A 12,932-nucleotide genomic window follows, 5' to 3' on the forward strand; every position below is an offset into this window, starting at 1 on the left:
CCCGGGGGGCCGGCGGGGCCCCCCGGCCCGGGGGCGGTGCCCCCCCCCCCCGGCCCCCCCCCCCCCCCGCGCCCGCCCCCCCCCGCCGCCCCCCCCCCCGACGCCAGCCACGCGCACGTTGCGGGCCACTTCGGCATGTGTCTCCAGTGTCAGGCGGTCGCTCAGGCCGCGGCGCAGGCTGGCACTGGCCAAGGGCCGGCGGTCATAGCGGAACGAGCGCAGGCCGTAGTCCTTGCGCAATACGCCGATATCCAGCGACCAATCCGACAGCCCGGGCTGCAGCAGCTCGGGCGCACCGTACAGGGCGAACTCCAGCGAGCGGCTGTCGCCGTTGATGTCGGTGACCAGCAACTGCGCCTGCCCGCTGCCGCTGAGCGCGGGTGTGCTGTCCAGCTGGAAGCGACCCGGGGCGACGCGCTGGCTGGCCTGGCGCACACCGTTGATGTACAGGTCCACCGTCGAGGGCAGCACGGCCTCGCCGGCAAACGAGGCCAGCGGCGTTGTGACCCGGTAGGGCTGCAGGCTGAAATTGCGCGACAGGTGCAGGCCGCCGATGCGCGCCGAGCGTGACCAGTCGAGTGCGCCGGTGAGCTGGTCGCCCACTCTCAGGCTCAGCATCGGGCCCGGCAGGTCCAGCTGCCATTGGCTGTCCAGGCGGATGCTGCCGGCAGTGCGTCCGCCTTGGCCGCTGCTCAAGCGTGAGGTCTGGTTTGTGCTCCAGGTGCCTGGGCCCAGCCCGAACAGGCGCAGTTCGCTATAGCCGCTGATATCGCGATTGCCGCGCAGTTGCTGCGCATAGAGATCGTAATTCAGCAGCAAGCCGGGGCTGCTGTCGCTGACTGCAAGCGCATCGCCAGCCGCACCTGCGCGCAGTCGCGTGGTTGGACGGTCCAGCATCTGCACCGGCACCTGCAAGTCCAGGCGCTGGTTGCGCGGGTCGTAACTTATGCGGACGCCGGGAAGCTGATCCAAGGTGATCGAAGGCGCATCGGCGGCTATCCCGCCTGGAAGTCGCAGGCCGATTTCCCGCAGGCTGGATGCGCTGGCTGACAGGGTCTGGCCCTGCAAGTTGAGGCGGACCAACGTGCCGTTCTGCTCGCGGTTCACATGGACGTCCAGGTACAGCTCCTGGGTTTGGATGACGCTGGCCGAGAACGGATCAGGCAGGCTGAGCGGGCGCGCTGCGGTCGGCGGTGATGCGCCTGCGACGTCCAGGGCCATGCTAACGGCCAGCAGAAAGAAGCGGCTGCGCTGCGGGGGCATCGTTCAGCCTGGCCTGCAAGTGGCCCGGGTGGGGGAGTTGCGTCGTCAGCGGCAGTTTCCATTGCATGTCCTGGCCGGCCAGGACATAGCCGAGCAGGCCTGGGTGCAGCGGGGTGACGGTGCCGTTGTCCGCGCGCCAACCAAGCTCGCTCAGGCGCACGCGCTGGTTGCCTGCGTTGTGCGCATCCAGGACCAGCACGCCGGTCGCAAACTGCCAACTCGTCTGCAGGCGGTGCGCATCCTCCATGGCGGTGCTGATCTGCTCACGCGGCAGGGCGGCATGCGGCAGAACAAACACCGGTATGGAATAGCGCAGCAGGAATTGCAGGCCCGAAGGTCGCTGTGCATTGGCCTCGGGAAGCTCGTCCACCCACACCCGATAGGCCTGCTCGTAGGCAATGGTCGCAGGCAACGGCGCCGGGCGCACGATACGTACCAACTGGCGCTCGCCGGGAAGTACCTGGATGATCGCCGGGCTTGCGCGCAAGGCCTGCGTGGGTGCAAGCACGTCGCTTGCGCCGGTCTGCGACCACTGCTGCACGCGGATCTGTGCATGCACGGCCTGGTCGCCATTGTTTTCCAGCCACAGTGCGTTGGCCTGCTGGTTTTCGCTGAACTCCAGCACGATGGGAGCGACCTGCAGGTTGCCGGCGTTGCTGCCGAATGCACAGGCAAGCACTGCGGTCAGCGCTATGCGGCGGCCACGGTTGGCCGCGCAGGTTGTCGACGGAGGGCACGACACGCTCATGGTTGTGCTCAGTAGGTGATCGTGGCGATAACCGTGTCGCTGTAGCTGCCGGCCGGGGCGTCGGTGGAAGGCACGCGTCCGTAGACGGCTACGCTTTGTGTGCTCGCGTTACCGGTCCCGGCATGGGTGTCGGTACCAACCACGTCGCCCCAGAAATCCTGCCGGCCGGCGTCGCGATAAAGGCCATAGGCAAGAAAGTTGTTGCCGCCGTCGGACATGCGCCGGTTGCCGGCCGCTGCCGTGGTGCTGGTGGCATTGGTGCCTGGGTTCATGCCGATGGTATAGGGCGTGCCGCTGCTGCAATTGACCTCCAGGGTGCCCTGGGCGTCGACGGGGGTGCCGGTGGAGCGGGTCAGCGTGCCGAAATCGATGTCGCTGGCGGCAACCGCCTGGATGTTGCAGGACTCGGTGATGACAATACGGACCTGGAACTGCGTGGTCTGGGTTGCCGCTGATGCCAGCGCAGCGCTGGCAGCCAGGGCAATACTGAGTGGCGTGATGAAAATGCTGTGCCTGCGCATGTCGATACCCCGGCTATGGATGCCAATGCGTGACGTGATGTGATGAGGCATCGCATCGGCGGGCGCGCAAAGCTAAGCACGCGCTTGCCGGCTTGGCGCAGGTTTGCTGCGTCCGATTCGGCTGAACGGGCGATCCTGCTAACTTGGGTCAATTCGTGCAGCGTTGCTGCATTTGGCTGACGTCAGATGTTGCCTGCGCCTGCACGATCTGCAGCAGCTGGATGGCACTTGTCGTTGCGCCGGATCGATTGCAGGCCGGTATCGAGATGCCAGTGGTTCTGTCGTTGGCTGGCGCGTCCGGCGAGCATCAGTACGTCAAGGTCACGGTGATGGTGTCCTGGTAGTTGCCGGGCAGGGCGCCGGGCTGTGCAGGCACTTGGCCGTAGACGGTAAGACCCTGCATTTCACCGTTGCCGACGCCGCTGACAGCGCTGCTCTGGGTGTTGCCCCAGCGGCTGGAGCGGCTTGCGTCGCTATACAGTTCGTAGCCCAGGCGCGCATCGGCCGAAGCCATGAAGCGGTCACCGGATTGGGCATGCATTCCCTCATCCAGACTCACCTGCCAGGCGACATCGCGGGTGCATTTCAATTGCAGTGATGCGGTCTGTTCGCGCTTGCCTTCGAAGGCAGTGGTGGCGCCGAAGTTCATCTGCGAAAGGGTGCTGATGCGACAGCTGCGCGTCACGGTTGCCTGCACGCCATTCCAATTGAAGCTGATGTCGCCTGCGCCGCCCAGTGAGCCAGGGTAGCGCTCGCGGCAATCACTCTCGGTCGGCGTATGGATATAGCCATAGCTGTAGCGAATGAAAGAGTTGTACGGCATGTCGCTGTAAGGAAACCTGCCCGGCAGGTTCTGGCCGGCGTGTACGTGGGCATGGATGGGGATCCTGAAGCTCAGGTTCTCGCGCGGGGCCAGCCGGAACGTCAGGCTGTACAGCGGATAGCCGCTTGATTGCGGACCGATCAGCTGGCTGCGGTAGGCATCGGCATACAGGTCGTAGCGCATGAAGTCACCGTTGCCGTTGGGCATCAGGCGCGGTGCCATCGCGCCGGAGGTGCCGGTGCCAATGAAGAGGCAGACCCGGAAGATTGCCGGCGTGAGCAGTGTGCTGACACCGCCATTGCAATTGAGCACGACGGCGGTTTGCGCGTCCTGGTAGCCGCTGGCCGGGACTGCGCCGAAATTGATGCTGGGTGAACTGGAGGTGCTGCAGTACGGCGCTGCATCGGCCTGCAACAACGGCAGCCACAGCGTCAACGCCAGCATCAGCCGCCGATAGTGCCTGCTGCGCTTTGCGGGCCGCCTGCTGCCTGTTCCGGGCCTTGCTGCACGAACTATTCGCATGTCACGTCCTCGAGGTTGAGCCTGCCTTCGTTTGCCGGGGCAGTGGGCAGAGGGGCGCTGCATTGGCCGGCGTCAAAGTGCAGGCGCGACTGCGGTGGGGGATCAAGCAGATACACCTTGCCTTCGTGGCCGACGATGCTGCTTTGGGGAAGATGGCCGGGGGCTTCCACGGTGATGCGGCTGCCTGCCGGCAACCATTGGCCGTCGCGGTCACGCACGCCGAAATGCAGGGCAAGCGTGCGTCGCATCGGAAAGACCACCTGCACGCCGCGGCGGGTTTCCGGCACCACCTCCGCGCTGGTGCTGTCCAGCTGCATGTCGGCTGGCAGATGCTGGGGATCAATGGACAGTTGGTTGCGCTGCCAGGCGCTGAGCTGGGACACCAGCAGCTGGCCGTGCCTGTTGGTGCTGCCGACGCTGCGGTTGTCGAGCAGCACCGGCACGTCGCCCACGCCCGCGGTGGAGACCAGCGCGAACGCATCATCAACACGTGGCAGCGTGTGCATGCGTCCGCCCATCCAGGCCAATGCGCCGCTGCCGCTGGCGTAGGCCTGGGTGTAGCTGGTTTCCGCGCGGTCATGCTCGACTCCTGCCGACCATTGCCCGCGCAAGCCGCGTTGGTTGATTTCCGCGCGCAGGCCGCGCTGGCGCTCGCCGCCGCTGCTGACCTGCGCACGCCAACCCAATGCAGCAGGTTCGCTGGCGGCATGGTTGGCTTCCACTGACAGTCGGTTGCCGTTGCGGCCATGGCGGGCTGAAGCGCTTGTGCTGGTATGACGGTCCAGTGGTTGCGACCAGTAGGCGAACGCACTGTTGCCGCCCTTGTCGCTGAGGTCGCGATTCACGTTGAGGCTTACGTGAGCGTTGTTGCTCAGCGCGTGTGACCAGTTCACACCGGCGTAGCGGCTGCGCGGCAGCTCCGGATGGTGTTGGGCGACGTAGCTGAGGCTGAACTGGCCGGCAGCGGTGCTGAAGCCGGCAAATGCCTGCTCACTGCGGCGTGGCATGGTGGCCCGCTCATGCACGGCGGCCACATCCCGGTAGCCCGCGCTGCGGCGCAGGCTGCTGGCAGAGACGCTGAACCGGCGAGCGCTCCATTGGTAGCCCAGGCCGTATTGCTGGCCACCCAGGCTGCCCGCTTGGCTGGCGGCGATCGAGCCTGTGAGCACCCCGCCGCGACGGCCGAGCAGGAGCACGGTGCCTGCGCCAGCTTGTTGGATGCCGCGGCTGCCTTCGGCATGGGCCTGCAGGGTAAGGCTGTCGTAGAGCCCGTAGCGCAGGCTGGCACTGGCAACCGGATGGTTTCCGTAGGCAAAGGAATGCAGGCCGTAGTCGCGGCGGATGGCTCCCAATTCCAAGGACCAGTCCGCCAGCCCGGACTGCAGCAGTTCCGGTGTGCCGTACAGGGCGAAGTCCAGGGTCTGGCTTTGTCCGGTGATGTCGGTGACAACCAGTCTTGCCTGGCCAGCACCATTGAGCGAAGGACTGCTGTCGAGCTGGAAGCGCCCGGGTGGCAACTGCTGGCTGGATTGGCGGATGCCATCGATGTACAGATCCACGGTCGAAGGCAGGATGGCTTCACCGGCAAAGGACGCCGGCGGTGTGGTCAGGCGATACGGCTGCAGGGAAAAATTGCGCGACACACGTACGCCGCCCAGGCGCAGCGCACGCGTCCATTCGTGCCCTGCGGTAATGCTGTCGCCCACGCTGAGGCTGACCATGGCATCACGCCAATCCACTCGCCAGCTGCTGTCCAGGCGTGTGCTGTGGGTACGGCCGTTGCCGACGAGGTGGGCAAGCGTGGTGCTGGCGATGCCGGTGCCCGGGCCGAACAGGCGCAGTTCGCTGAAACTGCTCAGGTGTGCGTTACCCCCCTCGTGGCGGGCATGCAGGTCGTAGTTGAGCACGCCACCGGGGCTGCGTTGAACCGGATCTGGACGTGGCGAGTCCATGCGGCGCAGATCCCTGTGGGTAGCTGGCCGGTCCAGCATCGATAGCGGCACCTGCAGGTTGATGCGTTGCAGGGCCGCGTCGTAGTCGCTGCTGACGCCGGCCAGCGCCGGCAACGGGATCAACGCCTGCTCGGCGAATTCGGGCGGCAGCGCGAGCCCGAGTTGGCGCAGGCTGTGCGGGCTGGCGAACAGCGTCTGCTGGCGTACCACGTAGGGCGTCAACTGGCCTGTGTCGGCCTGGTTGATGCTGGTTTGCAGGAGCAGCGTGTAGTCCTCGGCCGCCGTTGCGGGCAATGCTGCTTCTCCGGCAGACGCCGGTGAACAGGCAAACGCTGCAGCGGCAAGCCCGAGGCTAATGCTCAGCAGCGACCTGCGGCAGGGCTTGTGGGTCGACATCGTCATTGAGCCTGGCGTGGAGAAAGCCGTCGGCGGGCAAGGGCTTGGGCAAGGGGAGCGTCCAGCGCATCTGCTGGCCTGCCAGCACGTAACCAAGCAGGCCGGGGGTGATTTCGATGGCGGGGCCGGAGGCGGGGATCCAGCTCAGCTGGCTGATGCGGATGCGCTGGGAACCATGGTTGTGCAGGACCAGGGCGGCCTGGCCGTTGCCTGCCTGCCAGTGGCCCTGCAGCTGCGTGGCATCGGTGCGCAGGCGTTTGCCACTGCGTTCCAGCTGCGGTGTCGCGCCGGGTGGCAATACGAACACCGGGACGGAGTAGCGCAGCAGAAACCGCAGGCTGGAGGTGGCGCTGCCGGTTACGGTTGGCACCTCGTCTATCGTCAGCCGGAACGCTTGTTCGCCGGCGTGTTTGCCTGGCTGTGACTGGACGATGCGCACCAATTGCGACTGGCCGGGGGCGATGTCCACCAAGGGTGGGCTGGCAAGCAGGCCCTCACCGGGCTGCTGGTGCTCCTGCCCGTCGTGCTGGGTCCAGTGCTGTACACGGACCTGGGCGCGCAGGGTTTCGGTTCCGGAATTGGTCAGCCACAGGGTCTGCGAGGGCTGGGTGTTGGCAACCTCAAGCAGGATGGGGGCGACCTGCAGGTTGCCGGCGTTGCTGGGGAAGGACGCCAGTAAAGAGAGTGCAAGTAATAGTGCAGGTAATCGTGCAGGAAATACGGTGGCGAGCCGGGCCAGGCTCGCCACCCGCAAACTGCGCGGGTGGCGATGGTTCATGGGGCTGGCCTGATCAGTAGGTGACGGTCGCGGTGATGGTGTCCAGGTAGACGCCGGCAGCGACATCGGTGGCCGCTACCCGGCCGTAGACCGGGATCGACTGCTGGGCGGCGGTGCCGGTGCCGCCCACGGTGTTGGTGCCCAGCACCCGGCCCCAGAACTGGGTGCGGGCGGCGTCGCGGTACAGGCCGTAGGGCACCAGCCCGCCATCGGAGTTGGTCATGCGGCGGTTGTCGGCAGCCGCAGTCGGGCTGCTGGAGTTGAGGCCCGGATCCAGCGCGATCTGATAGGGCGTGCCGCGGCTGCAGTTGAGCTGCAGGGCGCCCTGGTTGTCGATCGGGGTGGCGCTGGTGGAGCGGACATGGGTGCCAAAGTCGATGTCGCTGGCGTTGACGGTGTGCACGTCGCAGGACTCGGTAATGGTGATCTTGACCTGGAACTGCGTGGTGTCTGTCGCTGCGTGGGCGGCACCTGCGAAGGCAGTGGCGGCGATGAAGGCGAACAGGGGGACATTGCGAAGTTTCATGGTGAATCCTTGGAGAAAAGACAGCGCGCCTGTCCTGTTCCGAGCTGGCCGGCTAGCGGCAAACACGGTGCGGCAGGTGCGGATTGAGTCTGTTCCCAAGCCACCCGTGAGGAGTATGAGATATGTCCCAAGGCGGGTTTTTCTGTGATGCGCGTGCGCCAAATTAGCGTTGTTCTAACTGGGTTTTGGCGTCTTTGGTGACCCGGATTGAGACGATTCGCAGGGGTATGGAAAGCCCGCAGCGGTGCCGGCGGGGGCGGTCTTGCGTGCGGCGGTCCGGTTCGGAGGAACGCCGAGGCCAGAGGGCCTATTCCACGTTCATTAATGTGAAATACTTAGCGAAATAACCCAAATGGGGGATAATCGGCACATGGCAATCCAACTGAAAACCCCCGAAGAAATCGAGAAGATGCGCATCGCTGGCCGTCTGGCGGCCGAGGTGCTCGACATCGTCGCTCCGCACGTCAAGCCCGGCGTCACCACCGAAGAGCTGGACCGCATCTGCAACGACCACATCATCAATGTGCAGGGCACCGTCCCGGCCAATGTGGGCTACCGCGGATTCCCCAAGACCGTGTGCACCTCGGTCAACAACGTCATCTGCCACGGCATTCCCAGTGAAGCCAAGGTGCTCAAGGATGGCGACATCATCAATATCGATGTGACCGTCATCAAGGATGGCTGGCACGGCGACACCAGCCGCATGTATTACGTCGGCACCCCGTCGGTGATGGCCAAGCGCCTGGTGGAAACCACCAAGGAAGCGATGTGGCGCGGCATCCGCGCAGTCAAGCCGGGCGCAACCCTGGGCGATGTGGGCCACGCGATCCAGGAATACGCCGAAGGCGAACGCTTCAGCGTGGTGCGCGAGTACTGCGGCCACGGCATCGGCAAGGTCTACCACGACGAGCCGCAGGTGCTGCATTACGGCCGTCCGGGCCAGGGCCTGGTGTTGAAGCCGGGCATGACCTTCACCATCGAGCCGATGATCAATGAAGGCACCCGTTACACCAAGGTGCTGCCCGATGGCTGGACCGTGGTGACCAAGGACCGCAAGTTGTCGGCACAGTGGGAACACATGATCGCAGTGACCGAAGACGGCGTTGAGGTATTGACGTTGTCACCGGCTGAAACCGCGCAGGCATGACCCCACAGCCGGCGGGCCCGAGTCTGGACACGCCGGCCGATTCCGCCGGTGACGCGCAATGGGCTGCCGATGCACGGCAGTCGCTTGCCCACACCGATGCGCGCCTTGGCAAGCGCTTCGAGCAGGCCGACAACGTCGAGCGCCTGCTTGGCCTGCGCACGCGGGCGGTTGATCAGCTGATCGTTGAAGCCTGGCAGCGCTGCGTTCCCGCGAGTGCCGGCTTGGCGCTGTTCGCGGTAGGCGGCTATGGCCGTGGCGAGTTGTTCCCGCGCTCGGACATCGACCTGCTGGTGCTGGCCGAAAACGACGTCCAGCAACGCCACGAAGCCACCCTGGCGCGCCTGTTCGCGCTGCTGTGGGACGCCGGCCTGCCGGCCAGCCACGCGGTGCGTTCAGCCGCGCAATGCGTGCACGCCGCCGCCGACCAGACGGTGCTCACCGCCTTGATCGAAGCGCGTCCGCTGGCGGCTGACGCAACCGCCCAGCATGGCTTGGCGCGGGCGATCGCGCCGAGCCTGGTATGGCCGCCGCGCGAATATTTCCTGGCCAAGCGCGAAGAGCTGCTGGCCCGTCACCAACGCTTTGGTGACACCGCCGACAATCTGGAACCGGACATCAAGGATGGCCCGGGCGGTCTGCGCGATCTCAATACGCTGGGCTGGATGGCGCTGCGCGCCTTCGGCGTCAGCAATATCGATGCGCTGGTCGGGCTGGGCCATCTGGGCCTGGATGAAGCCGCTGCGCTCAAGCGTGAACGGCTGGTGTTGGCGCAGCTGCGTTTCGGTCTGCACCTGGTGGCGCAACGCCCGGAAGAGCGGCTGCGGTTTGACTACCAGAAAGCCCTGGCCGCACGCATGGGCTTTGGCGACGACGCCGAAAGCCTGGGCGTGGAAAAAATGATGCAGGGCTTCTATCGCAGTGCGACGGTGATCCGCCGCATCAGCGACCGCCTGCTGCAACGCTTTGAAGAACAGTTCGACGGCGAAGCCACACCGCAATCGGTGGGTGCCGGTTTCTCGCTGCGCCGCGGTTACCTGTCCGCCGATGATCCGATGTGGCCGCATGGCGACATCCGCAGCATATTTGCCTTGTTTGCCTGCTGGGCGCGGACCCCCGATGTGCGCGGCCTGCACTCGATGACCGCGCGCGGCCTGGCCGAGATGCTGGATGAAATCCCGGCCTATTCGGCCGTTGATGACAGCGTCCGCGAACAGTTCATGGCTTTGTTGCGTGGCCCGCGCGCGGTCGACACGCTGGCGCGCATGGCGCGGCTGGGCGTATTGGGGCAGTGGATTCCTGCATTCGCGGCGGTGTCCGGGCGCATGCAGTTCGACCTGTTCCACGTCTATACGGTGGACCAGCACACCTTGATGGTGCTGCGGAACATCGCCTTGTTCGCCAGTGGCCGTGCCGATGAACGTTTCTCCATTGCGCATGAAGTATGGCCGCGCCTGCGCAAGCCGGAATTGCTGCTGCTGGCTGGCCTGTTTCATGACATTGCCAAGGGCCGTGGTGGTGACCATTCCGAACTGGGCGCGGTGGATGCGCGCGAGTTCTGCAGTGCGCACGGCCTGAGTGGTTCGGATACCGAGCTGGTGGCGTGGCTGGTGGAGCAGCACCTGCGCATGTCGATCACCGCGCAGAAACAGGACATCACCGACCCGGAAGTGATCCATCGCTTTGCCGGCCTGGTGGGTGACCGTGATCGTCTCGATTACCTGTACCTGCTGACCTGCGCCGATATCGCCGGCACCAGCCCCAAGATGTGGAATGCGTGGAAGGACCGCTTGCTGGCTGACCTGTACTTCGCCACCCGTCGCGCGCTGCGCGAAGGCCTGGAGCATCCCTTGCCGGAGGCGGAGCGGGTGCAGGAAGCGCGCGACAACGTGCGTGAACAGATGCGCCTGCTCGGCCATGCCGACGCGGTGATCGAGCGCCAGTTCACCGCCATGCCCGACGAAAGCTTTGTGCGCTTCCGCCCCGAGCAGCTGGTGTGGCAGGCCGCCTCGCTGATTGAAATACGCAAGGGCGGCACTCTGGTGAAGGTGCGGCGGATCACGCCGGAAAGTGACGCGCTGGAAGTATTCGTGCATTCGCCGGACCGCGACGGCATGTTCGCCGCCATCGTGATGACCCTGGACCGCGCCGGCTACGGCATTCACCGTGCACGCGTGCTCGATGGTCCTGACGACACTATTTTCGATACCTTCGAAGTGACGCCCGCAGGCAGTTTTGCCGATGGCGACGCCGCGCGCCTGGAAGCGGTGCTGCGCAAGGCACTGGCCGGCAATATCCTGATACTGCGCCCGTCGCGGCGGGTGATGCCGCGCCAGCTCAAGCATTTCCGCTTCGCCCCGCGCATCGAGTTCCTCGAATCCAGCCATCAAGGCCGCACCGTGTTGAACCTGGTGGCGCCGGACCGCCCCGGGCTGCTGGCCGATGTGGCACATGTGCTGCGTGATCAGCGCCTGCGCGTGCAGGATGCGCGCATCGCCACGTTTGGCGAGCGCGCCGAAGATCAATTCCAGCTTACCGATCGACACGATCACCCGCTTACCGAAACCTCCATGCAGGCTTTGCGCGACGCATTGCTGGCCTGCCTGGATCCCGACAACAAGCCAGGAGACCCCCACTGATGGCAAGCAAGCCCGTAACCAAGAAGACCGTGACCAAGAAGGCCGTCAAGAAGGCTGCGCCTGCAAAAGCCGCGCCGAGCAAGGCCGCCGCGCCGAAGAAAAAGGCCGCCGCCGTGACCAAGCCCGCCGCCAAGCCTGTTGCCAAGGCAGTCAAGGCAGTCAAGGCAGTGAAGGCCCCGGTCAAGAAGGTTGCAGCTGCCAAGCCGACGTCGGCCAAGCCGGCGACGCCATCGGTAGGCCCGCGCAGCCTGCGCAAGCCGCCGGCACCGGGTGTGGCCGAGCTCAAGTTCAGCATCGAAAGCGCCTTCGAGCGCCGCACCATGCTGACGATGGACGAGATCGAAGGCTCGACCCGCGCGCTGGTCAACCGCGTGATCGATGGCCTGGAGTCCGGCGAGTTCCGTGTTGCCGAGCCTGATGGCAACGGTGGCTGGAAGGTCAACGAATGGTTGAAGAAGGCCGTGCTGCTGTACTTCCGCGTCAACGACATGGCGGTGATGGACGGCGCCCCGGCCCCGTTCTGGGACAAGGTCGAGTCGCGCTTTGAAGGCTATGACGAAGCCGCCTTCCGCCAGGCCGGCGTGCGCGTGGTGCCGGGTGCGATCGCGCGCCGTGGTACGCACTTCGGCAAGGACGTGGTGCTGATGCCGAGCTTCACCAACATCGGCGCGCATGTGGGCGAGGGCACGATGGTTGATACCTGGGCCACCGTGGGCTCCTGTGCGCAGATCGGCAAGCACTGCCACCTGTCCGGCGGTGCTGGCATCGGCGGCGTGCTGGAGCCGCTGCAGGCCAGCCCGACCATCATCGAAGACCATTGCTTCATCGGCGCGCGTTCGGAAGTGGTGGAAGGCGTGGTCGTCGGCCACCACAGCGTGATCGGCATGGGCGTGTTCCTGAGCCAGAGCACCCGCATCTACAACCGCGCCACCGGCGAAGTGACGTATGGCTATGTGCCGCCGTACAGCGTGGTGGTCAGCGGCTCGCTGCCGTCCAAGGACGGCACGCATTCGCTGTACTGCGCGGTGATCGTCAAGCAGGTGGACGCCAGGACCCGCAGCAAGACCAGCGTCAATGACCTGCTGCGCGGATTGGCGGACTGAGTTTCTCCTTCTCCCTGCGGGAGAAGGTGCCCCAACGGGGCGGATGAGGGTTGGCGCGAAGCGCTGCAGTGCCTGGCCTGCATGAGGCCTCACCCTTACCCTCTCCCCAACCCCTCTCCCGAAGGGAGAGGGGCTACATCACCGCGAGCTTGGAACCATGACCACGATCTACGGACTTAAAAACTGCGACACCTGCAAGAAGGCCACCAAGTGGCTGGATCGCTTCAACGTCGCCTATACCTTCGTTGATTACCGCGACAACAAACCCAGCCCGGAAACGCTGCTGGAGTGGGCCGGCAAGGCCGGCGGTTTCGCGGCGATGATCAACAAATCGTCCACCACCTGGCGGCAGTTGCCGGACAACCGCAAGTCGCCCGAATCCGATGCCGAGTGGAAGCTGCTGCTGCGCGAATACCCGCAGCTGATCAAGCGCCCGCTGGTGATCACCGACGACGGCACCCTGAGCCAGGGTTTCAGCGACAACGGCTTCAAGGCCCGCTTCAACATCGCCTGATCC

At 65.4% G+C, this 12,932-nt stretch carries 11 protein-coding genes and 1 pseudogene; 5 read left to right on the plus strand and 7 right to left on the minus strand.

What is annotated here, in order from left to right; all coding sequences use genetic code 11:
- The 3 genes and pseudogenes from ABE493_RS14445 to ABE493_RS14455 form a co-directional block, all read right to left on the minus strand.
- Window positions 1–1,221: pseudogene (locus tag ABE493_RS14445) on the minus strand (fimbria/pilus outer membrane usher protein); the annotation flags it as partial.
- A gap of 1 nt (window position 1,222) precedes the next feature.
- Complete coding sequence (locus tag ABE493_RS14450; RefSeq protein WP_346499609.1) at window positions 1,223–2,011, minus strand: fimbrial biogenesis chaperone; 789 nt, start codon at window positions 2,009–2,011, stop codon at window positions 1,223–1,225.
- 8 nt (window positions 2,012–2,019) lie between these two features.
- On the minus strand, window positions 2,020–2,532 hold the full coding sequence (locus ABE493_RS14455; protein WP_346499610.1) for a Csu type fimbrial protein: 513 nt from the start codon (window positions 2,530–2,532) through the stop codon (window positions 2,020–2,022).
- A 221-nt stretch (window positions 2,533–2,753) separates the two neighbouring features.
- Between ABE493_RS14455 and ABE493_RS14460 the strand changes: the two genes are divergently transcribed.
- A complete protein-coding gene (locus ABE493_RS14460) occupies window positions 2,754–2,876 on the plus strand; it encodes a hypothetical protein (protein ID WP_346499611.1) in 123 nt (40 codons plus the stop codon).
- Here ABE493_RS14460 and ABE493_RS14465 read toward each other — a convergent pair.
- The 4 genes from ABE493_RS14465 to ABE493_RS14480 form a co-directional block, all read right to left on the minus strand.
- Complete coding sequence (locus ABE493_RS14465) at window positions 2,840–3,799, minus strand: Csu type fimbrial protein (RefSeq protein WP_346499612.1); 960 nt, start codon at window positions 3,797–3,799, stop codon at window positions 2,840–2,842. The two genes, ABE493_RS14460 and ABE493_RS14465, sit on opposite strands and share 37 nt — an antisense overlap.
- A gap of 68 nt (window positions 3,800–3,867) precedes the next feature.
- Complete coding sequence (locus ABE493_RS14470; RefSeq protein WP_346499613.1) at window positions 3,868–6,123, minus strand: fimbria/pilus outer membrane usher protein; 2,256 nt, start codon at window positions 6,121–6,123, stop codon at window positions 3,868–3,870.
- A 58-nt stretch (window positions 6,124–6,181) separates the two neighbouring features.
- Complete coding sequence (locus tag ABE493_RS14475; RefSeq protein WP_346499614.1) at window positions 6,182–7,003, minus strand: fimbrial biogenesis chaperone; 822 nt, start codon at window positions 7,001–7,003, stop codon at window positions 6,182–6,184.
- Between the two features lie 13 nt (window positions 7,004–7,016).
- Window positions 7,017–7,529 carry a Csu type fimbrial protein gene (locus ABE493_RS14480; protein ID WP_346499615.1) on the minus strand — a complete coding sequence of 171 codons (513 nt, stop codon included), beginning with the start codon at window positions 7,527–7,529 and terminating at the stop codon, window positions 7,017–7,019.
- Between the two features lie 370 nt (window positions 7,530–7,899).
- Here ABE493_RS14480 and map point away from each other — a divergent pair, with 370 nt between their 5' ends.
- The 4 genes from map (at window position 7,900) to ABE493_RS14500 (ending at window position 12,929) form a co-directional block, all read left to right on the plus strand.
- Window positions 7,900–8,676, plus strand: coding sequence for a type I methionyl aminopeptidase (map, locus tag ABE493_RS14485; protein ID WP_062166453.1), 777 nt, complete (start codon window positions 7,900–7,902; stop codon window positions 8,674–8,676).
- Window positions 8,673–11,312 (plus strand): [protein-PII] uridylyltransferase, encoded by a 2,640-nt coding sequence (locus ABE493_RS14490; RefSeq protein ID WP_346499616.1) that lies wholly within the window; start codon window positions 8,673–8,675, stop codon window positions 11,310–11,312. Before map ends, ABE493_RS14490 begins: the two co-directional genes overlap by 4 nt.
- The gene (dapD, locus tag ABE493_RS14495; protein ID WP_346499617.1) at window positions 11,312–12,415 is read left to right on the plus strand and encodes a 2,3,4,5-tetrahydropyridine-2,6-dicarboxylate N-succinyltransferase; all 1,104 of its coding nucleotides are present in this window, start codon (window positions 11,312–11,314) and stop codon (window positions 12,413–12,415) included. The genes ABE493_RS14490 and dapD overlap by 1 nt, the downstream gene beginning before the upstream one ends.
- A 157-nt stretch (window positions 12,416–12,572) precedes the next feature.
- Window positions 12,573–12,929, plus strand: a complete 357-nt coding sequence (locus tag ABE493_RS14500) for a Spx/MgsR family RNA polymerase-binding regulatory protein (protein ID WP_313272720.1) — start codon at window positions 12,573–12,575, stop codon at window positions 12,927–12,929.
- The last annotated feature ends 3 nt before the right edge of the window (window positions 12,930–12,932 follow it).

The sequence above is a fragment of the Stenotrophomonas terrae genome, from assembly GCF_039674165.1.
GTDB lineage: Bacteria > Pseudomonadota > Gammaproteobacteria > Xanthomonadales > Xanthomonadaceae > Stenotrophomonas > Stenotrophomonas terrae_A.

Bases quoted from the DNA above. Each gene is read 5' to 3' on its own strand.
- ABE493_RS14450 (WP_346499609.1), bottom strand. From the start codon at position 2,011: ATGAGCGTGTCGTGCCCTCCGTCGACAACCTGCGCGGCCAACCGTGGC.
- ABE493_RS14455 (WP_346499610.1), bottom strand. From the start codon at position 2,532: ATGCGCAGGCACAGCATTTTCATCACGCCACTCAGTATTGCCCTGGCT.
- ABE493_RS14460 (WP_346499611.1), top strand. From the start codon at position 2,754: ATGGCACTTGTCGTTGCGCCGGATCGATTGCAGGCCGGTATCGAGATG.
- ABE493_RS14465 (WP_346499612.1), bottom strand. From the start codon at position 3,799: ATGCTGGCGTTGACGCTGTGGCTGCCGTTGTTGCAGGCCGATGCAGCG.
- ABE493_RS14475 (WP_346499614.1), bottom strand. From the start codon at position 7,003: ATGAACCATCGCCACCCGCGCAGTTTGCGGGTGGCGAGCCTGGCCCGG.
- ABE493_RS14480 (WP_346499615.1), bottom strand. From the start codon at position 7,529: ATGAAACTTCGCAATGTCCCCCTGTTCGCCTTCATCGCCGCCACTGCC.
- map (WP_062166453.1), top strand. From the start codon at position 7,900: ATGGCAATCCAACTGAAAACCCCCGAAGAAATCGAGAAGATGCGCATC.
- ABE493_RS14490 (WP_346499616.1), top strand. From the start codon at position 8,673: ATGACCCCACAGCCGGCGGGCCCGAGTCTGGACACGCCGGCCGATTCC.
- dapD (WP_346499617.1), top strand. From the start codon at position 11,312: ATGGCAAGCAAGCCCGTAACCAAGAAGACCGTGACCAAGAAGGCCGTC.
- ABE493_RS14500 (WP_313272720.1), top strand. From the start codon at position 12,573: ATGACCACGATCTACGGACTTAAAAACTGCGACACCTGCAAGAAGGCC.